Source organism: Knoellia remsis (genome assembly GCF_003002895.1).
GTDB lineage: Bacteria > Actinomycetota > Actinomycetes > Actinomycetales > Dermatophilaceae > Knoellia > Knoellia remsis.
Map to the genome: position 1 here is coordinate 1 of NZ_PVTI01000001.1, position 21,753 is coordinate 21,753.

General features: G+C 71.1%; 20 protein-coding genes. 14 read left to right on the top strand and 6 right to left on the bottom strand.

The features are described from left to right. Positions 1-1,516 (bottom strand): HNH endonuclease signature motif containing protein (locus BCF74_RS00005; protein ID WP_146132837.1); only part of this gene is annotated, 1,516 nt, incomplete at its 3' end. Between the two features lie 167 nt (positions 1,517-1,683). Beyond that, positions 1,684-2,211, bottom strand: a complete 528-nt coding sequence (locus BCF74_RS00010; protein ID WP_245889122.1) for a MarR family winged helix-turn-helix transcriptional regulator — start codon at positions 2,209-2,211, stop codon at positions 1,684-1,686. 75 nt (positions 2,212-2,286) lie between these two features. Between BCF74_RS00010 and BCF74_RS00015 the strand changes: the two genes are divergently transcribed. The 8 genes from BCF74_RS00015 to lpdA all read left to right on the top strand — a co-directional run bounded on the left by BCF74_RS00015 (position 2,287) and on the right by lpdA (position 10,388). Continuing rightward, complete coding sequence (locus BCF74_RS00015; protein ID WP_106295917.1) at positions 2,287-3,558, top strand: MFS transporter; 1,272 nt, start codon at positions 2,287-2,289, stop codon at positions 3,556-3,558. Between the two features lie 177 nt (positions 3,559-3,735). After that, a complete protein-coding gene (mreB, locus tag BCF74_RS00020; RefSeq protein ID WP_106295918.1) occupies positions 3,736-4,767 on the top strand; it encodes a rod shape-determining protein in 1,032 nt (343 codons plus the stop codon). Next, positions 4,764-5,603, top strand: coding sequence for a rod shape-determining protein MreC (mreC, locus tag BCF74_RS00025; protein ID WP_170070079.1), 840 nt, complete (start codon positions 4,764-4,766; stop codon positions 5,601-5,603). Before mreB ends, mreC begins: the two co-directional genes overlap by 4 nt. Continuing rightward, on the top strand, positions 5,600-6,088 hold the full coding sequence (locus BCF74_RS00030; RefSeq protein WP_106295920.1) for a hypothetical protein: 489 nt from the start codon (positions 5,600-5,602) through the stop codon (positions 6,086-6,088). The genes mreC and BCF74_RS00030 overlap by 4 nt, the downstream gene beginning before the upstream one ends. Beyond that, positions 6,085-8,214, top strand: a complete 2,130-nt coding sequence (gene mrdA / locus BCF74_RS00035; RefSeq protein WP_245889123.1) for a penicillin-binding protein 2 — start codon at positions 6,085-6,087, stop codon at positions 8,212-8,214. Before BCF74_RS00030 ends, mrdA begins: the two co-directional genes overlap by 4 nt. 36 nt (positions 8,215-8,250) lie before the next feature. Further along, complete coding sequence (locus tag BCF74_RS00040) at positions 8,251-8,499, top strand: type II toxin-antitoxin system VapB family antitoxin (protein ID WP_106295921.1); 249 nt, start codon at positions 8,251-8,253, stop codon at positions 8,497-8,499. Beyond that, positions 8,496-8,909 (top strand): type II toxin-antitoxin system VapC family toxin, encoded by a 414-nt coding sequence (vapC, locus tag BCF74_RS00045; RefSeq protein WP_106295922.1) that lies wholly within the window; start codon positions 8,496-8,498, stop codon positions 8,907-8,909. Before BCF74_RS00040 ends, vapC begins: the two co-directional genes overlap by 4 nt. 81 nt (positions 8,910-8,990) lie before the next feature. Next, entirely contained in the window at positions 8,991-10,388 is a 1,398-nt protein-coding gene (lpdA, locus tag BCF74_RS00050; protein WP_106295923.1) for a dihydrolipoyl dehydrogenase, read from the top strand. A gap of 212 nt (positions 10,389-10,600) precedes the next feature. Here lpdA and BCF74_RS00055 read toward each other — a convergent pair whose 3' ends face one another. After that, on the bottom strand, positions 10,601-11,095 hold the full coding sequence (locus tag BCF74_RS00055; protein ID WP_106295924.1) for an SRPBCC family protein: 495 nt from the start codon (positions 11,093-11,095) through the stop codon (positions 10,601-10,603). Between the two features lies 1 nt (position 11,096). Next, positions 11,097-11,480: an ArsR/SmtB family transcription factor gene (locus tag BCF74_RS00060; RefSeq protein ID WP_106295925.1), complete on the bottom strand. Its 384-nt coding sequence runs from the start codon at positions 11,478-11,480 to the stop codon at positions 11,097-11,099. Between the two features lie 63 nt (positions 11,481-11,543). Between BCF74_RS00060 and BCF74_RS00065 the strand changes: the two genes are divergently transcribed. The 5 genes from BCF74_RS00065 to BCF74_RS00085 all read left to right on the top strand — a co-directional run bounded on the left by BCF74_RS00065 (position 11,544) and on the right by BCF74_RS00085 (position 18,741). Next, positions 11,544-13,067 carry an amidohydrolase gene (locus tag BCF74_RS00065; protein WP_106295926.1) on the top strand — a complete coding sequence of 508 codons (1,524 nt, stop codon included), beginning with the start codon at positions 11,544-11,546 and terminating at the stop codon, positions 13,065-13,067. A 229-nt stretch (positions 13,068-13,296) separates the two neighbouring features. Continuing rightward, on the top strand, positions 13,297-13,845 hold the full coding sequence (locus tag BCF74_RS00070) for a hypothetical protein (protein WP_146132838.1): 549 nt from the start codon (positions 13,297-13,299) through the stop codon (positions 13,843-13,845). A gap of 155 nt (positions 13,846-14,000) precedes the next feature. Next, positions 14,001-14,270: a 30S ribosomal protein S15 gene (gene rpsO / locus BCF74_RS00075; RefSeq protein ID WP_106295928.1), complete on the top strand. Its 270-nt coding sequence runs from the start codon at positions 14,001-14,003 to the stop codon at positions 14,268-14,270. A gap of 170 nt (positions 14,271-14,440) precedes the next feature. Further along, positions 14,441-16,873 carry a polyribonucleotide nucleotidyltransferase gene (locus tag BCF74_RS00080; RefSeq protein WP_106295929.1) on the top strand — a complete coding sequence of 811 codons (2,433 nt, stop codon included), beginning with the start codon at positions 14,441-14,443 and terminating at the stop codon, positions 16,871-16,873. A gap of 218 nt (positions 16,874-17,091) precedes the next feature. Next, positions 17,092-18,741: a serine/threonine-protein kinase gene (locus tag BCF74_RS00085; RefSeq protein ID WP_170070080.1), complete on the top strand. Its 1,650-nt coding sequence runs from the start codon at positions 17,092-17,094 to the stop codon at positions 18,739-18,741. An 18-nt stretch (positions 18,742-18,759) separates the two neighbouring features. Here BCF74_RS00085 and BCF74_RS00090 read toward each other — a convergent pair whose 3' ends face one another. Both BCF74_RS00090 and BCF74_RS17200 read right to left on the bottom strand, forming a co-directional pair. Further along, positions 18,760-20,415, bottom strand: coding sequence for a hypothetical protein (locus tag BCF74_RS00090; protein WP_106295931.1), 1,656 nt, complete (start codon positions 20,413-20,415; stop codon positions 18,760-18,762). A gap of 171 nt (positions 20,416-20,586) precedes the next feature. Further along, positions 20,587-20,727 (bottom strand): hypothetical protein, encoded by a 141-nt coding sequence (locus BCF74_RS17200; protein ID WP_170070081.1) that lies wholly within the window; start codon positions 20,725-20,727, stop codon positions 20,587-20,589. Positions 20,728-20,964: 237 nt separating this feature from the next. On the opposite strand from BCF74_RS17200, the gene BCF74_RS00095 reads away from it, so the two are divergent. Further along, the gene (locus BCF74_RS00095; RefSeq protein ID WP_106295932.1) at positions 20,965-21,699 is read left to right on the top strand and encodes a hypothetical protein; all 735 of its coding nucleotides are present in this window, start codon (positions 20,965-20,967) and stop codon (positions 21,697-21,699) included. The last annotated feature ends 54 nt before the right edge of the window (positions 21,700-21,753 follow it).

Here is a 21,753-nt window from a genome sequence, read left to right on the forward strand (position 1 = left end):
GGTCGATGGCGTGGTGGTGGGTGCCGCAGAGGGGGACGGCGTCGTCGATGCGGGTGTGGCCGCCGTCGCGCCAGGCGGTGAGGTGGTGGGTTTCGGTCCAGGCCAGGGGTCGGTCGCAGCCGTCGGCGGCGCATTCGTCGTAGAGCAGGGCGAGGGCGGCGCGTTGGGCTTCGGTGTGGAGGCGTCGCTGCCGGCCGAGGTCGAGCGGGACGGAGCTGCCGCCGAGCACTGCAGGTATGACACCGGCTTCACACGCGAGCCGTCGGACGGTTCCCGCCGAGATGCTGTCGCCGACGTCGGTGCCGGCGACCTGACGGGTCTGCTCGCTCAGGGCGTCGAGCCCGACGGTGACGATCACCGTCGCGGCGGTCTTGGGGTGCAGGTGGTCGGTGGGCAGGCGCTGGAGGAGGTCGGCGAACGCCAGGCCGCGTTTCTGCTGCCAGGTCAGCTCTTCGGCGCGCCACTCGGCCCCGGCGCTCTCGCCTTCGCCAGTGTCACGGCACAGGGCACCGTTCGCGCGGCCCGCATTGCTCGGGTCGCGGGCGCCGTCCGAGCCGGCACCGCTGGACTTGAGGTCGTTCGGGCTGCTGCTCGGCCTGTCACGGCCGTGGCCATCGTGACTGACGCTGCTCTCGGGTACTGGTGAGAGTGAGGCGAGGCGGGTGGAGCGTCGGGGTGCGGTCATGGCGTCGACGATCTTCTTCAGCGCGGCTCCGGAGTACCAGGGGACGGTGAAGTGGCCGGTCATGGTGCCGTCGTGGTTGTCCTTGATCCAGAACGCCGACTTCTCCCGGGCCCGGTCCTCGGTGTCAGCGACCACACGGTCTTCGTGGGCGTCGACGACAGCGGTGTCCTTCTCGACGACGTCGAGGACGCGTCGGGCGGCCTTGCGCAGCTGTGCCGGGGTCCGGTTCGCTGCGAGCCGCACCAGCTCACGCTCGCACTCGAGCCGGCCCGCGGCATCGACGGACGCGGGGAGCTCGGTGAGGGCGTGGACGATGACCTTCGCGTGCTCGACCGTGATCTCCCCGGCATCGAGTGCCACCCTGGCCGGGGTCCGCGGCCGCGCAGCCCCACCGTCAGCTGACCCCGCGTCCGTGCCCGAGTCCTCGCCGCCGTCGGCATCGGCTGTCGGGTCCACGAGCGAGAGCGTCGCCTCGCCGTCACCGTCGCCGAGGGCGCCAGCGACGAGCGCGTCACTGGCCGCCGCAGGACGGTTGGCGCCGGTGTGCTTCGACACCCACGAGCCGGTGTCGACGAACCCGGTCCGCTCCGGCGCGCCCGCCGCCGACGCCCCCGCGATGGTCCGCAACCGGGCCGCGTCCACGCGCCGCCCGACCCGCTCCACCGACGACAACAGCTCGCGCCACTCCCGCTCCGGCACCCCCGCCCCGCCGGACCCGGCCAGCGCAGCCAAGCCCGACAACACGTCGCCGACCGCAGCATCCATCCGAGCGAGCGCAGACCGGACCGCCTCCACCGGGGAGGCGGTCTCGGACACGGCCACGCTGCTCATACGAACAACACAACCACCCACCACCGACAGCCACCCCGAAAAGCCCGCTGACCTGCACGGATGCGACCGAAGGCGCCCCGTGTCCCAGCGCCACGCGCGCCCGACGTTCCCGAACGCGCCCGCGGCATACGAGACTCACGCGACGCTGCGGGGCCCGAGCGCCCTCCTCAGGTGTCGAGCGCGTCGAGGTCGGCGATGACGACCTCGAGCAGGTCCGCCAGCGCCGACCGCTGCGACTTCGTCAGGCCGGCCAGCACGTCCGACTCCACGACGTTGGCCTCGCGCACCGCCGCGACGAAGAGCTGCCAGCCCTCGTCGGTGAGCTCGACGAGCACCCGCGTCCGGTTGTCCGGGTCGGGGGAGCGGCGCACCAGCCCACGCTCGGTCATCTTGTCGAGCCGGTGCGTCATCGACGACGCGGCGACGTTGCCCGCGTCGGCGAGCCGGCTCGGCGTCACCGGCTGCCCCTCGGCCTTGGCGAGCTCGGTGACGACCGCCCACTCGCCGGGGGAGAGGTCGAGGTCGACGAGCTGGCGGGCGTACCACTGGTCGAGCTTGCGGGTCAGCGAGTTCACCGCGGTGATGACCCGCTGGACCGACTCGTCGCCACCGGCCGCGACATACGTCGCCACAGCCTCCTGGTAGCGCTGCTTCGCGCTGCTCGGACGTCGCTTGGCCGTGGGCATGCCATCCATCTTCGCATGCTAATATTTCGAAATCGAAGTCTGCCGACTCGAAATATTCACCATCGAAGGAGGGTTGATCCCGTCATGCGTGCCCGTCTGCTCATCCTCGCCTCTGCCGTCGCCATGCTCGGCTGGGGCACCGTGCTGCCCTACCAGTACGCCTACGCCGCCACCACTCGTGACTGGGGTTCCCTCGTCGCGGCCGGCGCCGCGAGCCTGTTCTCCATCGGGGCCTTGTTCGCCGCACCCGTCGGCGGCCGACTCGCTGACCGGCTCGACCCGGTGCGCGTCGCCGTGTCCGCCAAGCTCGTCGCCGCGACCGCCGCGTTCGCGCTCATCGTCGCGGGCACCCCGCTGACCTTCCTCGCGGCGATGCTCGTCTTCGGCATCGGCGTCACCGGCGCGAACCCGGCCCAGGCCGTCCTCGTCCTGCGCTGGGTCGGCGGCACCGACCGTCGCAAGGTCTTCGCGTGGCAGTTCACCGGCCAGGCGCTCGGCATGGCCGTGGGTGCCTTCGCCGCCGGCTACATGGTCGACCTGGACCGGACCCACGGCATGTGGCCGGCCTTCGCCACGGCCGGCGCCGGGTTCGTGGTCTCCGCCGCGCTCATCGCCGTCGCCGGTATGCCGCGCTGGGCCACGACCGTGCAGGACCCGATCGTCGACGACGAGGCGATCACCGACCACGCCGCACCGCGCGTCAGCCCCCGCGACGCGATCCGCGCCATCTGGGCCGTCCCCGCCCTGCGCTGGACGGCGCTGGTCACGGTGACCCTCGCGCTCGGTTTCTATGCCCAGTTCGAGGCGGGCCTCCCGGCCTACGCCCTGACGATCCTCGACGTCGAGGAGACGACGATCGGCCTTGCCGCCGCGGTGAACTGCGTCGTCATCATCGCCCTCCAGATGGTCGTCGTCCGGGTCACCAAGGGCACCTCCGGCCCGGCGTTGCTCATGGTCGTCGGCGCGATCTGGACGCTCTCGTGGGTCGTCCTCGCCACCGCCGCCCACGCCCCCGAGCTGGCCGCGGTCATCTTCGTCACGACCTACGGCATCTTCGCCGTCGGCGAGACGATGTACGCCCCTGTCCTCAACCCGCTCGCCGCGAGCCTCGCCCCGAGCGGACTCGTCGGGACGACCCTGGGCATGTTCACTGCCCTCCAGACCGGGTTCTCGGCCGTCGGACCGCTCGTCGCGGGCGTCATCCTCGGCGCAGGGTTCGGCGACGCGTTCATCGGCCTGCACATCGGCATCAGCCTCCTCGCCGTGTATGCCGCGTGGCGCCTGCACGTCACCCTGCGCGCGCCGAAGCCGGTCGCCGAGCCGCTGCGCGACGACGAGACCGTCCTCGTCGCCTGAGCGACGGAAGGCGACGACAGCAGGACCGTATGCCGGCCGCGCACCGCGCGCGGCCGGCATACCGGCGTGTCGTGTGCCGGAGGGGAGGAAGGGTGAGTTGTGCACGGAAGGTGCGCGGCCGGCATACCTGCGTGTTGGGCCCCGTCACCCACAGCCGCCCCGCGTAGCATCGCGACCGTGGCTGGGCTGGACCGATGGGTGCGCGCGAGAGACCTCGCGATCGACCTCGGGACGGCCAACACGGTGATCTACGAGCGCGGCGGGGGAGTCGTGCTCGACGAGCCTTCGGTCGTGGCCGTCCGCACCGGCACCGACCAGCTGCTCGCGGCCGGTCACCGGGCCAAGGAGATGCTGGGCCGCACCCCGGACTCCGTGAGCGCGGTCCGGCCGCTGCGCGACGGCGTCATCTCCGACGCCGACGTCACCGAGCGCATGCTCCGCTGGTTCGTCGACCAGGTCGCGCCGTCGCGGCTGTTCCGCCCTCGGATGGTCGTCTGCGTGCCGAGCGACATCACGAGCGTCGAGCGCCGGGCCCTCGAGGACTCCACCCTGCGGGCGGGCGCGCGACGGGTCCACGTCATCGAGGAGCCCATGGCGGCCGCGATCGGCGCCGGACTCCCCATCGAGGACACCCAGGCGTCGATGGTCGTCGACCTCGGCGGCGGCACGACGAACGTCGCGGTCGTCAGCCTCGGCGGCATCGTCACGTCCCGGTCGATCCGCACCGGCGGCGACGAGATCGACGAGGCGATCATCGCCCACGTGAAGTCCGAGTACTCCCTGCTCCTCGGTGAGCGCAGCGCCGAGCAGATCAAGGTCGCGATCGGGTCGGCCTTCCCGCTCCGGGAGGAGCTGAGCGAACGGGTGCGCGGCCGCGACCTCGTCACCGGCCTCCCCAAGACCGTGGCCATCTCCTCGACCGAGGTGCGTCGCGCCATCGAGGGTCCCGTGCTCCAGATGGTCGAGCTGGCGCGGGCCGTGCTCGACGTCTGCCCGCCGGAGCTCGCCGGCGACATCCTCGACCGCGGCGTGACCCTCACCGGCGGGGGAGCACTGCTGCGCGGGCTCGCCGAGCGGATGCGCCACGAGCTCGGCGTGCCGGTCGTCGTCGCCGACGACCCGCTGCGCGCCGTGGCCCGCGGGGCGGGGCGCTGCATCGAGGAGTTCGACACCCTGCACCGCGTCCTCGTGGACAACCGTCGGCCGTGAGGGACGCCCGATCGCAGCGCCGGCGGCGCCGGCTCGTCGGGGTCGCGCTGGTCGTCACGCTGGCCCTCGTCGTCCTCGACCTCGTCGCCGCGCCGGGACCCGACCTGCTGCGCCGTGGGGCAGCGACGGTGCTCGGCCCGCTCGAGCGCGTGCTCGCACCCGGGGACCGTCCCGGTGTCGAAGAGCTGCGTCGCGAGAACGAGCGCCTCGCCGAGGACCTGCGCACCGCGCGGCTGTCGGCCGAGGAGGGTCGAGCCGTCGCCGAGCTGCTCGCCTCCCCGGCGACGTCCGGCGCCACGGTCGTGCCGGCCCGGGTCGTCGGGGTGGGCGCTCCCGGCCCGCAGGGGGTCGTCCGCCTCACCATCGACGTCGGCAGCCGTGACGGCATCGAGGTCGACCGCACCGTCGTCGCGGCGGGTGGTCTCGTGGGTCGGGTCGACGCGGTCGCGCCGTGGACCTCGGACGTGCTCGTCGTGGGTGGCCCCGATGTCGTCGTCGGCGCGCGGGTGGGTGCCGCGGGGGCGCTCGCGACGGTCGGCGGCCCTGGCTCGGCAGCGACCGGGCGCGCACCCGGCGAGCTCGGCATGACCCTCGTCGAGGCCGGCCGGCTCGCCGTCGGCGACGAGGTGCGTACACTCGGCAGCGTCGACGGCCGTCCGTTCGTGCCCGGCGTGCTCATCGGCACCGTGAGCGCGGTCGAGCCCCAGCGCGGGCGTCTCGCTCCGTCGGGCAGCGTGCGCCCGGCGGTGGACATCGGCAGACTCTCCGTCGTCGGGGTCCTGCTGACCGAGCCGCGGTCGGCGCCGCGACCGGCTGCGACCGGGGGAGGGTCGTGAACGTCACCGGCCTCGTCACCCGGGCACTCCTGCTCGTCGTCGGTGGGGTGCTCGCGGTGACGCTGTCGGCCCGCGGGCTGGCTCCGTTGCCCGACCTCGTCCTCGTCGTCGTGGCGTCGGCGGCCCTGGGCGGTGGCCCGCGCTCCGGCCTCGTCACCGGTCTCGCCGGCGGCTGGCTCCTCGACCTCCTCCCTCCCGGCTCCGCGGTGCTCGGGACACAGGCGCTGTTGTATGCCGCCGCCGGGCTCGTCGTCGGCCTCGCCCGCCGTGTCGGTCCGGTCTCCCTCGCGTGGGTCACCGCCGTCGTCGCGCTCGCGGCGGCGGGGCTCGAGGTGGCGCGGGGTGCGCTCGCCCTCGCCCAAGGGGTGCCTGTCGACGGCGCTGCCGCGCTCCTGCGGGTAGTGGTCACGGCGACGGCGGCCCTCGTGGTGGTCCCCCTGGTCCTGCGGCTCGAACAGCGCGCCGAGAGAAGGCGATTCGCGTGAGGCGCCGTCCCGGGGGAGTCGCGCGCCGACCCTCCCTGCGCCGGCCGCGCGGGTCCTCGCGCCGGCGTGGCGGGCCGCTCGCCACCCCGTTCGCTGGGCCGCTCGCCGGGCCACGCGCGGCAGGCGCACGGCCCCGAGACGGTTCGGCGCACCACGGGCGCTTCCTCGCGGTGGCGCTCGTCGTGGGCGTGCTGTTCACCTTGCTCATCGGGCGGCTGGGGCAGGTGCAGCTCACCGACCACGCGGACTACCGGAGTGCGGCGGCCCAGCTCAACACCCGCGAGATCGTCGTTCCCGCCGTGCGCGGTCGGATCCTCGACCGGACGGGGAAGCCGTTGGCGGACAACACCTCCGTCACGGTCATCACCGTCGAGCGCCGGGTCATCGCCGACAGCGCGGACGGCGGCCGGGCCCTCCTCACCCGGATGGCGGAGGTCCTCGGACTGAGGGCGGCAGACCTCCTCGCCCGTACCCACCTCTGCGGTGAGAAGGACGCCCCGCCGGCGCCGGCCTGTTGGGCCGGCTCGCCGCAGGTGCCGATCCCGGTGGCGAGCGGAGTCGACCCGCAGCGTGCGCTGAGCATCGTCGAGCGGCCGGACCGGTTCCCCGGCGTCGCGGTCGAGGCGGTGCCCGTGCGGCGCTACCCGGCTCCCCTGGGGGTCAATGCGGCCCACCTGCTCGGTTATCTCGGCCGCGCCACCGAGTCCGAGGTGTCCAAGAGTGATGGCGCGATCACCGCCGACGACCTCGTCGGCCGGGCCGGGCTGGAGCAGCAGTACGACGCCGCCCTGCGCGGCACGCCTGGTCGGACAGTGGTGTCCGTCGACGCGCGCGGCCTCGTCACCGGGGTCGTGTCGCGCACCGACCCGGTGCCCGGCCGTGACCTCGTGACGAGCATCGACGCAGGGGTCCAGGCCGCGACCGAGAAGGCCCTCGCCCGTGAGATCGCCGCCGCCCGCAGCCGCGGTGAGCCTGCCGACTCCGGTGGCGCCGTCGTCCTCGACGTGACGAACGGCCAGGTGGTCGCCCTGGCCAGTGCGCCGACCTACGACCCCAACGTGTGGACCGGCGGCATCTCCTCGAAGGAGTACGCCGCGATCTCCTCCACGGAGTCCGGCACGCCGCTGCTCTCGCGGGTCACCGCATCGGCCCTGCCGCCGGCCTCGACGATGAAGGTCGTCAGCGTCGCCGCCCTCATCGCGGCCGGCAACCCGCTGAACGGGACCTATGCCTGCCCCGCCAACTACCGCATCGGCGACCGGGTCTTCCGCAACTTCGAGTCCCGCCCCTACGGCCCGATCTCGTTGCACCGCGCGCTCGAGGTGTCCTGCGACACCGTGTTCTACGACGTCGCCTACCGGTCCTGGCAGGCCCTCGGAGGCCTCAAGGGCGACGACGCCAAGGACCCCTTCATCACCACGGCCCGCACCTTCGGGCTCGGCCAGCGCACCGGCATCGACCTCCCCGAGGAGTCTGCCGGCCGGATCCCCGACCGCCGGTGGAAGCGGGCGGTGTGGGAGCAGACCAAGGACGACACCTGTGCCCGGGCGAAGAACGGCTACCCGGACGTCGCGCGCACCGACCCCGCGCGAGCGGCCTACCTCAAGCAGGTCGCGGTGGAGAACTGCCGCAGCGGTTGGCAGTTCCGCGCCGGCGATGCCGTCAACTTCTCCATCGGCCAGGGCGACGTCGCCGCGACACCACTGCAGATGGGCGCTGCCTACGCGGCCGTCGCCAACGGCGGCACCCTCCGCCAGCCACGGGTCGGCGTGCGCACCGTCGACCCCGTTTCCGGTGCGGCACAAGCGATCCCGGCCGGCCCGACGAGGTCACTCGGGCTGTCGAAGCAGCTCACGGCATACCTCCAGACGGCGCTGCGCGCCGTGGTCGTCTCCGGCACCGGGCAGGCAGCGTTCGCCGGGATGCCAGCCGACTGGCCGGTCTCCGGCAAGACCGGGACGGCCGAGGCGTTCGGCGAGACGGCGACGTCGTGGTTCCTGTCCTACGGGCCGTCGACGAAACCGCGGTATGCCGTGTCCGTCGCTGTGAGCGAGGGTGGCTTCGGCAGCGAGACCTCGGCCCGCGTGGCCCGCTCCGTCCACGAGGCCCTGCGCGTCATGAAGTGAGGGGAGCGATACACCATGAAGGTGTACCGTTGGTGTATGACCCGCACGAACATCGACATCGACGACGACCTCGTCGCCGAGGTGATCCGCAAGTACGACCTGTCCTCGAAGCGCGAGGCGGTGGACCTCGCCCTGCGCAAGGCCGCCGGGTCCGCGATCACGCCGGACTTCGTGTGGAGCCTCAAGGGCATCGGCTGGGAGGGCGACCTCGACGCGCTGCGCGGCGGCGACGCTGACACCCCGGAGGGTGAGCGAGTGGGCACGGACGGCCGGTCAGGGGTGTGAGGGACCTCCTCGACACGTCGGTCTGGGTGGAGTTCCTTCGCGGCACCGACTCGCCGGCGAGCCGCTACGTCGAGTCGCGCCTCGTGGCCGAGCCGGCCACGATTGCCACGACGGAGGTCATCGCCATGGAGCTGTTGGCGGGGGCATCCGGTGACGACGCCCTGGCCCACGTCGAGCGGCTCGTCGACAGCCTCACCCTCGTGCGGGTGGTTCCGGCTCTCGACTTCCCCGCGGCGGCGGCCCTGCACCGCCGCGCGAGACGCCAGGGCCGCACGGTGCGTCATCTGAACGACTGTCTCATCGCGGCCATCGCCCTGCGGACCGGCAGCGTCGTGGTGCATCGGGACGCCGACTTCGAGGTGCTCGCGGCGACGTCGGGCCTGCAGACCCGGTCGTTCGTCGACCCCTGACGCGCACCCGGCCATGGTGGGTCGAGCACCGCCGCGGGGGAGCGCGTGGTGAGCGGGCGGCATACAACTAGGCTGATCGGCATGGCTGACTTCGATGTCGTTGTTCTCGGCGCCGGACCCGGCGGCTACGTCGCGGCGATCCGCGCCTCCCAGCTCGGTCTCAAGGCCGCAGTCGTGGAGTCCAAGTACTGGGGCGGTGTCTGCCTCAACGTGGGCTGCATCCCCTCCAAGGCGCTCATCAAGAACGCCGACCTCGCGCACACGCTCACCCACGAGAAGGAGAAGTTCGGCATCGAGGGCGACGCCACGATGTCGTACGGCCCGACGCACGCGCGCTCGCGCAAGGTCTCCGAGGGCATCGTCAAGGGCGTCCACTTCCTCATGCGCAAGAACAAGATCGAGGAGATCGACGGCTGGGGCACCCTGACCAGCCCGACATCGATGGACGTCGCCCTCAACAACGGCGAGAAGCGCTCGATCACCTTCGACAACCTCATCCTCGGCGTCGGCGCCGTGACCCGAATGCTCCCCGGCATGGAGGTCTCCAAGAACGTCGTCACCTACGAGGAGCAGATCCTCGACCCCGAACTGCCCGGCTCGATCGTCATCGCCGGCTCGGGAGCCATCGGCGTCGAGTTCGCCTACGTCATGAAGAACTTCGGTGTCGACGTGACGATCGTCGAGTTCCTCGACCGCATGGTGCCGACCGAGGACGCCGACGTGTCCAAGGAGCTGCTCAAGCAGTACAAGAAGCTCGGCGTCAAGGTCATGCTTTCGACCAAGGTCGACGGCGTCGAGGACACCGGCTCGGGTGTGCGCGTCACGGTGTCGCCGGCCGGAGGTGGGGACTCGCAGGTCCTCGAGGCCGACAAGTTCCTCTCCGCGATCGGCTTCGCCCCGCGCACCGAGGGCTTCGGCCTCGACGCCACCGGCGTGGAGCTCACCGACAAGGGCGCCATCGCCATCGACGAGTACTGCCGCACCAACGTCCCGAACGTCTACGCCATCGGCGACTGCACCGGCAAGCTCATGCTCGCCCACGTCGCCGAGGCGCAGGGCGTCGTCGCCGCCGAGACGATCGCCGGCGCCGAGACGATGCCGGTCGAGTACGACTTCATCCCGCGGGCGACCTACTGCCAACCGCAGATCGGCTCCTTCGGCTACACCGAGGCGCAGGCCAAGGAGAAGGGCTACGACGTCAAGACCGCGACCTTCCCCTTCAGTGCCAACGGCAAGGCCATGGGGCTCGGCGACACCGTCGGCTTCGTCAAGGTCGTCGCCGACGCCAAGCACAACGAGATCCTCGGCGCGCACATGATCGGCCCCGATGTCACCGAGCTGCTGCCGGTCCTCACGACCGCCCAGAAGTGGGACCTCACCGCCGACGAGGTGTCGCGCAACGTCTTCGCGCACCCGACGCTGTCCGAGGCGGTCAAGGAGGCCGTCGAGGGCATCGCGGGCCACATGATCAACCTCTGACCCGTGAGCGGCCTTGTGCCGCAACGGATTTCAAACGTCAGGTATGCCGGCCGCGCGCCACGCGCGGCCGGCATACTTGTGTTTTCGGGTTCCGCCTGGGAGGCGGCCGTGGCACACGATGGTTCGCGAACCACGGCCCCGCACGAGAACCGGCTCGATCCGGTCCGCGAGCAACGGGGTGGTTCGCGAACCGGATCGGCCAGGCGTCGGCGTCAGGCCGGGTTGGCGGCGAGGAAGGCGTCGACCTGGTTGATCGCCGCGGTCGCGCCCTCCTCCACGCCCATGTCGAGGACCTGCTGGAGCGCCTCGGCGGAGGCGTAGGTGCTCGTGAAGACCGCCGTCGTCCGGCCGTCGGCCTCGGTGAACGCGTAGACGTTCTGCGACACGGGCAGGTCCGGGTTGGGGTTGCCCTCGCCGTCGGCGAAACCGTCGTCGAAGGTGAACTGCGACGGCGACTCGACGCCGGTGATGTCCCAGTAGCCGCCGAACTTCTCACCCTCGGGGGAGGTCATGTAGTACGTCGAGCGGGTGCCGGGGCGCAGCTCGTGGGCGGTGAACGTGGCCGGGTACTCCGGCGGGCCCCAGACCTGCTCGAGCTGGCGCGGGTCCTCGTAGAGCTTCCAGACCCGCTCCTGCGGGGCGGCGAACTCCGCGGTGATGGTGAGCGTGCGGGTGTCGGTGTCCTTGGTGATGCCGGTGACGGGCATGTCACTTCTCCTTGGGTGTGGGTGTGGGTGATGGGGGTGCGGTGGGGGAGGTGGTGTCCGGGTCGGCGCCGAGGAGGGCGTCGATCCGGTCGATACGGCCGCGCCACACGGCCTCGAGCTCGTCGAGCATCGAGGTCACGGAGCGCACCGCGTCCACGTCGCCACTGGCGAGCTGCTCACGGCCGGAACGCCGTTTCGTCAGCAGGCCGGCCTTCTCGAGGACGGCGACGTGCTTCTGGACGGCGGCGAAGCTCATGTCGTACTTCGCTGCCAGGGCCGAGACGGAGTGCTCACCGGCGAGGACGCGGCGCAGGATGTCGCGCCGGGTCCGGTCGGAGAGCGCGTGGAACAGGGCGTCGGCCCGGTCCTCGCTCGTCTGGCTCATGACCACGACATACAACCAAACGGTTGTATGTTGTCAACCCCCTGTGCGACCTAGAGTTGCGCCGTGACCCAGACCTCCCTGCTCATTCGCGGCGCCCGGCTCGTCCCGGTCGGGGGAGTGCCCGCTCCCCGTGACGGTGGGCCGCTCGACGTGCGCGTCGTCGGCGGCCGCGTCACGGACGTCGCGACCGGGCTGCGCGCGGAGAGCGCCGACGAGGTCCTCGAGGCCGACGGCCGGTGGCTGATGCCGGGGCTGTGGGACCAGCACGTGCACTTCGGCCAGTGGGCGGCCAGCGCCTCGCGGCTCGACCTCTCCGGGACGGAGAGCGCCGACGAGGTCGTGCGTTGCGTCGCGGCCGAGGTCGATGCCCGCGCGGGAGGAGCGCCGGGCACCGTCCTGCAGGCCTACGGTCACCGCACCGGTGCCTGGTCACGCCAGCCGACCGTCGCCGAGCTCGACGCCGTGACCGGCGACCTCCCCGTCGTGCTCATCAGCGGCGACGCCCACCACGGCTGGCTCAACAGTGCAGCGCTGCGTCTGCTCGACCTGTCGCTGCGCGACACCGTCGTCGAGGAGAACGAGTGGTTCGCGAGCTTCGCGCGGCTCGAGGAGGTGACCCGGTCCATGCAGGACCGGCGGACGGCATACGCGAAGGCCCTCGACGCTGCGCTGCGGCGCGGCGTCGTCGGTGTCGCCGAGATGGAGTGGGCCGACAACGCGGACGAATGGGTGGAGCGGTCCGCGTCCGGGCTCGCCCCGCTGCGCGTCCGCACGGCGACGTATGCCGTCGGGCTCGCCGAGACGATCGCCGCCGGGCGGCGGACCGGTCAGGTCCTCGACGAGGCCGGGCTCGTCACCATGGGCCCGCTCAAGATCATCAGCGACGGGTCGCTCAACACCCGCACGGCCTGGTGTCACGAGCCCTACGTGGGCGGTGAGGAGCTCGATGCCCCCCGCGGTCGGCCCAACAACAGCCCGGCCGAGCTCGTCGAGCTGCTCGCCACGGCGACCGCCCACGGACTCGATGTCGCCGTCCACGCCATCGGCGACGCCGCGGTCGACTCGGCGCTCGATGCCTTCTCGCACACCGGTGCTCGCGGGTCGATCGAGCACGCACAGCTCGTCGCCGCCGGCGCCGTGGACCGCATGGCGCGCCTCGGTGTCGTCGCCAGCGTGCAGCCGAGCCACCTCCTCGACGACCGCGACGTGACCCAGCAGTGCTGGCCCGACCGGGCCGACCGGTGCTTCCCGCTGCGCTCGATGCTCGACGCCGGCGTGCGGCTGGCGCTGGGGTCCGACGCGCCCGTCGCGCCGCTCGACCCGTGGGAGTCGATGGCCGCTGCCGTGCACCGCAGCGCCGACGAGCGGGAACCGTGGAACGTCGCCGAGTCGCTCACCGTGGCCGAGGCCCTCGCCGCGAGCACGGACGGTGCGTCGACGGTGGCGGCAGGCAGTCGGGGAGACCTCCTCCTCGTCGACGAGGACCCCTTCGCCGCCGGCGACGCAGGCCCCGCGGCGGCGGGACACCTCCGGGCGGTCACCGTGGCGGCGACCATCGTCAACGGGGTCGTGCGCCACCGCGCCTGAGGGAGGCCGTGACGGAGCCAGAGGGGCTGAGTCGGCCGAGGACTGACTAGTCCTTGGCAACGGTCCGGGCATGGCTCACCTCGGTCGGCTCATGGCCCGCCAGTCATGGGCCGTCGCGGCACCACCGCATCAATAGCGAGCCATATCCCCGCAAAGGCGGGCTGTCGAGTTGTCCGCGGGTGTTGCGTTTGGGTCGACTGCAGTGAACGTCAAGACAGGAGAAGTCGACATGACTGAAGTTCGATCCGCGCTGCCCAGCCGGCGCACCATCGCCATGGGGGCCGCGTGGAGTGTGCCCGTGATGGCCGTCGCCGCCGCCGCACCCGCGCTCGCAGCGTCAGCGCCGGGGCCGACCGCCGTGCTCGGCGAAGCGTGCAAGTCGCCCGGCGGCTCGTGCAAGGTCTTCGTCAAGGGCTACATCTTCGAGATCACCATCGTCAACAACACGCCCGAGACGGTGTGGCTCTATGACGACATCGTGATCACCGACGACAGCCCCTCCATCGACCTCGCCTTCGCCCAGGCGATCGACCCGGCCACCGGCGAGACGGTCGACTTCCCGGTGCGGCTCGATCCCGGCGACTCGGTCACCTTCATCCTCAACGCGTCGAGCAGCGACTCGGCGAACCAGCAGGGCGTCACGGTCACGGCATCCATCCCGTGGGGGCACTCGTCCGTGGAGGGCGGCGACCCGGACAACCACGCGCCCATCATGGCGGTCAAGACCTACCCGGCGACCCCGCCCACCTGCGGCATCAAGCTGCCCCCGGGCTGCTGAGGGCTCCCGAGCGCGACTCCAACCGCACTGATTAGGGCGGTCCTCACGGCGCTGGTAGCCTTGTCCCGCCGTGAGAACCGGCCGCGGACTTCAGAGAGCCCCGGTGAACCAGCCCGGGAGCGCCGCGCAATCGAGTGAGAAGGAGTCAGTCGCCCATGCCTTTGGACGCAGACGTCAAGAAGAAGATCATGTCCGAGTACGCCACGACCGAGGGCGACACGGGCTCCCCGGAGGTCCAGATCGCGCTCCTCACGCAGCGCATCAAGGACCTGACCGAGCACTCGCGTCAGCACAAGCACGACCACCACAGCCGTCGTGGTCTGCTGCTGCTCGTCGGCCGTCGCCGCCGCCTGCTGCGCTACCTCGAGAGCATCGACATCGAGCGCTACCGCTCGCTGATCAAGAAGCTCGGTCTGCGTCGCTGACCCCCGGATTTCCGTCGGAGCGGTCCTCCACACCAGGAGGGCCGCTCTTTCGGATGTGTAGGACCACAACTTCACACCGCACAACTTCATAGCGACAGCACCACCAGAAGCACGCCCGTGCACAACGACGATGCACGCGGTTCGTTGGAATCAAGAGAAAAGGAGGACCCATGGAGGGTCCTGAGATCACCTTCGCCGAAGCCACCATCGACAACGGCTCGTTCGGCACCCGCACCGTCCGGTTCGAGACCGGACGCCTGGCCAAGCAGGCCGGAGGCGCCGTCAGCGCCTACCTGGACGAGGACACGATGCTCCTCTCCACCACCACCGCCGGGAAGTCCCCCCGTGAGGGCTTCGACTTCTTCCCGCTGACCGTCGACGTCGAAGAGCGCATGTATGCCGCGGGCAAGATCCCCGGGTCGTTCTTCCGTCGCGAGGGTCGCCCCTCGACCGAGGCGATCCTCACCTGCCGTCTCATCGACCGCCCGCTGCGCCCCACCTTCAAGAAGGGTCTGCGCAACGAGGTCCAGGTCGTCATCACCGTTCTCGCGCTCAACCCGGACACGCAGTACGACGTGCTCGCGATCAACGCCGCGTCGGCCTCCACGCAGATCTCCGGTCTGCCGTTCTCCGGCCCGATCGGTGCGACGCGCATCTCGCTCATCGACGGCCAGTGGGTCGCGTTCCCGCAGTTCTCCGACATCGAGCGCTCGACGTTCGACATGGTCGTCGCCGGCCGCATCGCCGGTGACGACGTGGCCATCATGATGGTCGAGGCCGAGGCCACCGAGAGCACCTGGGACCTGGTCAAGAACCAGGGCAAGCAGGCTCCGACCGAGGAGGTCGTCGCCGAGGGTCTCGAGGCCGCGAAGGGCTTCATCCGGGTCCTCTGCGAGGCCCAGGCCGAGCTCGCCGAGAAGGCTGCCAAGCCGGTCGAGGAGTTCCCGATCTTCCTCGACTACGAGGACGACGTCTACGCAGCGGTCGAGGCCGCCGCCTCCGAGGACGCCGCTGCCGCCCTGCAGATCGCGGGCAAGCAGGAGCGCGAGGACCGGCTCGACGAGATCAAGTCGGCGCTGCACCTCAAGCTCGTCGGCGACTACGACCCCAAGGCGGAGACGGGCACCACCGGTGACTTCGTCGGCCGCGAGAAGGAGGTCTCGGCGGCATACCGCGCGCTGCAGAAGAAGCTCGTCCGCGAGCGCATCCTGCGCGACAAGGTCCGCATCGACGGCCGCGGCCTGGCCGACATCCGCGCCCTCTCGGCCGAGGTCGAGGTGCTTCCGCGGGTCCACGGTTCGGCGCTGTTCGAGCGTGGCGAGACGCAGATCCTCGGCGTCACGACGCTGAACATGCTCCGCATGGAGCAGCAGCTCGACACCCTCTCGCCGGTGACGCGCAAGCGCTACATGCACAACTACAACTTCCCGCCGTTCTCCACCGGTGAGACCGGCCGCGTGGGCTCGCCCAAGCGCCGCGAGATCGGCCACGGCGCGCTCGCCGAGCGGGCGCTCATGCCGGTGCTGCCGACGCGCGAGGAGTTCCCCTACGCGATCCGCCAGGTGTCCGAGGCCCTCGGCTCCAACGGCTCGACGTCGATGGGTTCGGTCTGCGCCTCGACCCTGTCGATGCTCAACGCCGGTGTGCCGCTGCGCGCCCCGGTCGCCGGCATCGCGATGGGTCTGGTGTCCGCGGAGGTCGATGGTCAGACGCAGTACGCCGCGCTGACCGACATCCTCGGTGCCGAGGACGCCTTCGGTGACATGGACTTCAAGGTCGCCGGCACGCGCGAGTTCGTCACGGCCATCCAGCTCGACACCAAGCTCGACGGCATCCCCGCCGACGTCCTCGGTGGCGCGCTGACCCAGGCTCGTGAGGCCCGGTTCCACATCCTCGACGTCATGAACGAGGCCATCGACGCGCCCGACGAGATGAGCCCCTTCGCTCCTCGCGTCATCGCCGTCAAGGTCCCGGTCGACAAGATCGGTGAGGTCATCGGCCCGAAGGGCAAGATGATCAACCAGATCCAGGAGGACACCGGCGCCGACATCTCCATCGAGGACGACGGCACCGTCTACATCGGCGCGACCGACGGTCCGTCGGCGGAGGCGGCCCGCGCGGCGATCAACGCCATCGCGAACCCGCAGATGCCCGAGATCGGCGAGCGCTTCCTCGGCACCGTCGTCAAGACGACGACCTTCGGAGCGTTCGTCTCGCTGCTGCCCGGCAAGGACGGCCTGCTGCACATCTCCGAGGTGCGCAAGCTCGTCGGCGGCAAGCGGATCGACGCGGTCGAGGACGTCCTCTCGGTCGGCCAGAAGGTCCAGGTCGAGCTCAAGGAGATCGACCCGCGCGGCAAGCTCTCGCTCGCCGCGGTCCTCGCCGAGGGCGAGGGCGGTTCCGAGGCATCGTCGGCTCCTGCCGGTGACGCTCCGGCGTCCGAGGGCGACGCTGGCTCGAGCGACGACGCCGGCTCCGGTGAGGCCGGCGACGACAGCAACGGCGGCGAGGAGCGCGGCGAGCGTCGCCAGCGCAACCGTCGGCGTGGCGGTCGCGGTCGCGGCCAGCGCTCCGAGGCTTCCGAGGGCCAGCGCGACGAGTGACCTGACGGTCCCACGCAGGTGACGGGGCGGCATACCGAGATGTCCTCGGTATGCCGCCCCTCGCCATGTCCGGTCCCTGATCGTGGTGGGGGTCTCGCGTGGTCGGTATGCCGCTCGCGGCCGTGCCCCCTCTCGCCGTGCGCTCACGCAGGGTGGATCTGTCCCGCGGGCGCTCCCGACGTAGGGTGACAAGGCTGCTGTCACAAGGGAAGGACATCGTGTCTGCGCAGGTCATCGCCGGTCGCTACGAGGTGCTGAGGGCCGTCGGCAAGGGCGGCATGGGCACCGTGTGGCTGTGTCGTGACACCGTCCTCGAGCGCGAGGTCGCGGTGAAGCGCATCGGGGCACTCCCGGGGGAGCCGGCGGCCGCAGCACGAGCGATGCGCGAGGCGCGAATCGCAGCGTCCCTGAACCACCCCAACGCCGTCGCGGTCTTCGACGTCGTCGACGAGGACGAGGCGCACTGGCTCGTCATGGAGTACGTCGACGGGCGCAGTCTTGCTGAGCTCGTCCGTGACGAGGGCGCGCTGCCGCCGGACCGCGTCGCCTCGATGGGGGCAGCGCTGGCTCGGGCGCTGGCGCGCGCGCACGAGCGCGGGATCGTGCACCGCGACCTCAAGCCCGGCAACATCCTCGTCCACCGGTCCGGGACGCCGAAGGTGAGTGACTTCGGGATCGCGCGGATGACGGCGGATCCGGCACTGACCCTCACCGGCTACATGACCGGGACACCCGGATACCTCTCGCCCGAGTTGGCGCGCGGCGGCAACCCGACTCCCGCCTCCGACGTGTGGGCACTGGGCGCGACGCTGTTCCACGCGGTGGAGGGGCAGTCCCCGTTCCGCTCGCACGACAACCCGCTGGCCATCCTCCAGGACATCCTCAACGAGCGGGCCCGTCCCATGGAGCGGGCGGGACGGCTGGCGCCGGCGATCCGCTCGATGATGGACCCCGACCCGCAGACCCGCTGGACCATGGCCCAGGCTGCTGACGAGCTCGACGACCTCGCCGCCGCCGGACCACCGACGGCGGTGCTCCCCGTCATGGGGGCAGCGGATGCGGACGCAGACGCGAGTGCGGACGCAGACGCGAACGCGGACGACCGCGTCGGTGGCGGCGTGCGCGCCGGCGAGCAGCACGGCACGCGGGCACCTGCCGCGGTCGGCGACGGCTGGCCGTGGGACGAGCTGGGCCGCCGCGACCGCGACGATGACGCCGGTGACGACGTGCCCACCGTCGTGCGGCCTTCGCCGAGCGCGGGAGACAGCGGCGGTCGGCGCCGCTGGTGGCCGGCCGCAGTGGTGCTCGTCGCGCTCCTCCTGGCGGGGACGGCATACCTGCTGCTGCGCGACCCGGGTCCGGAGAGCACCGCACAGACGCCGACGAGCTCGAGTCCGGCACCCACGACGTCGGCACCGCGTCCCACGTCGTCATCGCCCACGCCGACGCCGTCGTCCCCCAGCCCGACTCGGTCGACACCGACGCCGTCGACGCCCAGCCCGACGCGCACCTCCCGCACACCGACGCCCTCGTCGTCACCGTCTGCGCGAGCGGGGACGGATGCACAGCTCGCCGCCTTCGCTCGTGACTACTACGCCGGGGTGACGAGCGCCGATGGGCGGGACGCGACCTGGGCGATGTTCACTCCGGAGCTGCAGGCGCGCATCGGCAGGAGTACGTACGACGGGTTCTGGCGCACCATCGAGTCGGTGCGGGTCTCGGCCGTCGACGCGGATGCGTCGGACGGGACGGTGACGATGCAGCTGAGGTACGACCCTCGCTCCGGGGCGCCGTCGACCGAGCGTCGCCAATGGCGGGTGGTCCGCAGCGGAGACTCCTGGTTGATCGCCGGCGACTCACGGCTCTGACCGCCGTGGAGCTCGAGATCAGCGCACGGGCACCTGGTCGAAGCCGATGACGGTGGGTTTGCCCTGCTTGTCCACCGTCATGGCCACCATGACCGCCAGCCGGTAGCGCACGATCTCTTGGTTTCCCGTCTGCTGGGTGGCCTTCCGGTAGCTGCTCTCCGGGTTGTCGCGGAACACCTTCCCGGGGTTTGCGGTCTGGGTGTTCAACAGGTCGTACGAGGCGAGGACCAGCGACCCGGTGGGCGTCGCCACGGCCTGCACCGGACCCCCGGGCTCGAGCGGTTCGGCGTCGGACGGCCAGAGCTGGGCGCGCACCAGGCTCGACGCACCCTCCGTGGTACGCATGTCTGACAGGAACGACTCGAGCTCCTTGGGAAGGGCCGGACCGCCCTTGCCCGTGTTGATGCGGGCCATGACCGCGTTGGCGGCCGCCAGGGCCTGCTTCTGCTGCTCCGGGCCCGGGGTGCTTGCTCCCCCCGGCGCGGCAGAGGCGGGCAGCGACTTCGCGGGCACGTGCGCCGCGGCCAGCATCGTCCACGGCGCGATCACGCTCGTGCGCTGCACGACGTTGAGGACCTCGATGGGCTTGCCCTTGTCGTAGGCCTCGGTGCCGGCCACCAAGGCATACATGGGATATCCCGAGAACGCCGGGATGTAGCTCTTCGTCCCCACGAGCGACACGACGGACTTCTCGGACGTCTTCGTCATCTGCCGGTACTGGCTTTGCAGGACCTCCGTCGTGTACAGCGGCCCGGAGGACACGTCCCTCCATGGGCGCGCGTCGTTCGACGTGGCGGTCGCTTTGGCGATGGCGTTGCGGCGGGTGGCGAGGTCCTTGAGAACGAGGTCAGCCTGGTCCGGCGTCATGGATGGCTTGGTGACCTCGGAGTTCTTCCACGGCTCGACCTTCTGCGGGACGACGCCGCACCCGGCCAGCGCGGGCACGGTCAGGGCGAGCACGGACACGGTCACGGCACGGCTCAGCGTCCGTGCACCCGCGGGCTCGTCGGCCCCGGTCGGTGCACGCCCGGCTGGCGCGTCCGCAGCCGGTCGGTTCACGGCCGCGTCGTCAGGCCCGGACGGAGTCCTGCGCCGCCGGGCCAGCACGATGCCACCGATGAGGAGAAGCACCCCGAGGATGAGAGCGCCGATGGCGAGGCCGAACCCACCGGGGATGACCACCCCACTCGACATCGTGATGTCGCCGGGCTTGCCGAGCGGCATCACGACGTAGGTCGTCGGCTTGCCATCCAGCGCCAGCTGAAGCGTTTGGGAGCCCGCACCGGACGTGCTCTCGGTCCAGAAGGTCTGCTTCGTCGGGTCCGGGGGAGCGGCCTTGGCGTCCCCCTCGACCGCCTCCCCACTGACGCCCGACGTCCCAACGCTCGTCACGGCATACGTCGGCGCGCCATCGAGGTAGCTCGTGACGTCGACCGGGTGCGCCTGCCCGACGAAAACTGAGCCGCCCGACGACTCCGCAGTGATCCGCATCGTCGTATCGGTGTAGGCGAGCAGGCCCGGCGTCGAGACCACCGCCTTCGCGTCACCGATCTTCAGTGTCGAGCTCGGTGACTCGATGGTGTTGTCGCTGCCGATGAGCACGATCCCCGCGACGCCGGCGGCGCTGAGCAGCAGCCCGAGCACGGCGAGCAAGATCCCTACGGTCTTCTTCATCGATCTGTTTCCCCTCCGCACACATGGGATCCCACGGCGGACCCCCCGGGGACAGTCTGGCAGGAGTGGCGTCGTGGCGCCCGTCGACATCCACAGGCGCGGGTATGCCGGCCGCGGACACAGCGCTGCCCCCGCCGCACATGCGGCGGGGGCAGCGCTGGCAGGGGTGGTTCAGGCGACCTTGGTGGCGCGGCGAACCGGGGTGGGGGCGCTCCAGCGCATCTCCATACGGGTGCGACCGTCCCTGGTCACCGGCACCCAACGCATCGTCAGGCAGGCCGGACCCGTGACGGTCGTGGCGACCTTCTTCATCGGTGTCTCCTCTCGTGGACCTGCGGTGGGTGAACGGCGCTCCCGAGCCGTTCACCTGTTGTTCACCCAAGCATAGACGCAAGATGAACAGAAAGTAAACGACATGCTCGCCCGCGCCGCCGTGGACCTGTACGCCAGGGAGGGGAGACCTCCCCATTGCCGCACGGGCGTGAATCACGTCAGACTCAGAGCGCAGGGCCGGACGTGGCGAGTACTGTCGATGAGGGAAGAGGAGCCGTGGCTGACGACATCCGCGAGGAGCTCTACGAGATCCGTGAAAGGAATGATCGCGAGATTCAGCGACTCCAGGTCAGTGTGCCGGACCCGGTGGAGCGGGAGCAGAGGGACGCCGCGAGTGTGGTGACGGTCCGCGTCGCCGCGGACGGGGGAGTGCGCGACATACGCATCTCCCACGACTGGCGCAACACCGTTCAGGACAGTGAGCTTGGTGGCGTCATCCTGGAGACCATCGCTCAGGCACAGGCCGCGGTCGCGGCCGAGTACGCGGCTGCCCTGGAGGAGCAGGAGTCCTCACCCCTTCCCCCGGCGCGACCGGCGCCGATTCCTCCAGATGACGGGGATGCGGGCCGGGGCGCACTGGCCTCGCCGGAGGAGGCCGAGCGAGTCATGGCAGAGGTGTATGCCGAGGCGGAGGCGGCCCTTGCCGATGTGGAACGCGCACTGGATTCCTTTGGGCGTCATACGGCGTCAGCTCGCAGTAGTCACGGCGAGGTCATCGTTGACATCAACGCCGATGGAGACATATCACGCTTCGATCTGGATCCGCGGTGGCTCGCACGTGCCCACCCCGCGAACATTGGCCGCCTGGCCACCGAAACGCTCCATCGGGCCCAGACCCAAATCGACGTCGGCCTTTCGGAGCTTGACGCGGTCGTTGCCGACATGCAGGCCACTTTGTCGCGAGTGGGAAATCCGTACACCTTGAGTCGCCGGCTGGGAATACAGCCGTGAGGTCGACGAGCCGGGCAACACCACGAAGCAGGACCCACAAGAAAGAGGTATGAC

What these genes read in the sequence shown, in the direction of transcription:
- rpsO (WP_106295928.1), top strand. Translation starts at nt 14,001, where the DNA reads ATGCCTTTGGACGCAGACGTCAAGAAGAAGATCATGTCCGAGTACGCC.
- BCF74_RS00055 (WP_106295924.1), bottom strand. Translation starts at nt 11,095, where the DNA reads ATGCCCGTCACCGGCATCACCAAGGACACCGACACCCGCACGCTCACC.
- BCF74_RS00090 (WP_106295931.1), bottom strand. Translation starts at nt 20,415, where the DNA reads ATGAAGAAGACCGTAGGGATCTTGCTCGCCGTGCTCGGGCTGCTGCTC.
- BCF74_RS00010 (WP_245889122.1), bottom strand. Translation starts at nt 2,211, where the DNA reads ATGGATGGCATGCCCACGGCCAAGCGACGTCCGAGCAGCGCGAAGCAG.
- lpdA (WP_106295923.1), top strand. Translation starts at nt 8,991, where the DNA reads ATGGCTGACTTCGATGTCGTTGTTCTCGGCGCCGGACCCGGCGGCTAC.
- BCF74_RS00040 (WP_106295921.1), top strand. Translation starts at nt 8,251, where the DNA reads ATGACCCGCACGAACATCGACATCGACGACGACCTCGTCGCCGAGGTG.
- BCF74_RS00015 (WP_106295917.1), top strand. Translation starts at nt 2,287, where the DNA reads ATGCGTGCCCGTCTGCTCATCCTCGCCTCTGCCGTCGCCATGCTCGGC.
- BCF74_RS00060 (WP_106295925.1), bottom strand. Translation starts at nt 11,480, where the DNA reads ATGAGCCAGACGAGCGAGGACCGGGCCGACGCCCTGTTCCACGCGCTC.
- BCF74_RS00080 (WP_106295929.1), top strand. Translation starts at nt 14,441, where the DNA reads ATGGAGGGTCCTGAGATCACCTTCGCCGAAGCCACCATCGACAACGGC.
- BCF74_RS17200 (WP_170070081.1), bottom strand. Translation starts at nt 20,727, where the DNA reads ATGAAGAAGGTCGCCACGACCGTCACGGGTCCGGCCTGCCTGACGATG.
- BCF74_RS00070 (WP_146132838.1), top strand. Translation starts at nt 13,297, where the DNA reads ATGACTGAAGTTCGATCCGCGCTGCCCAGCCGGCGCACCATCGCCATG.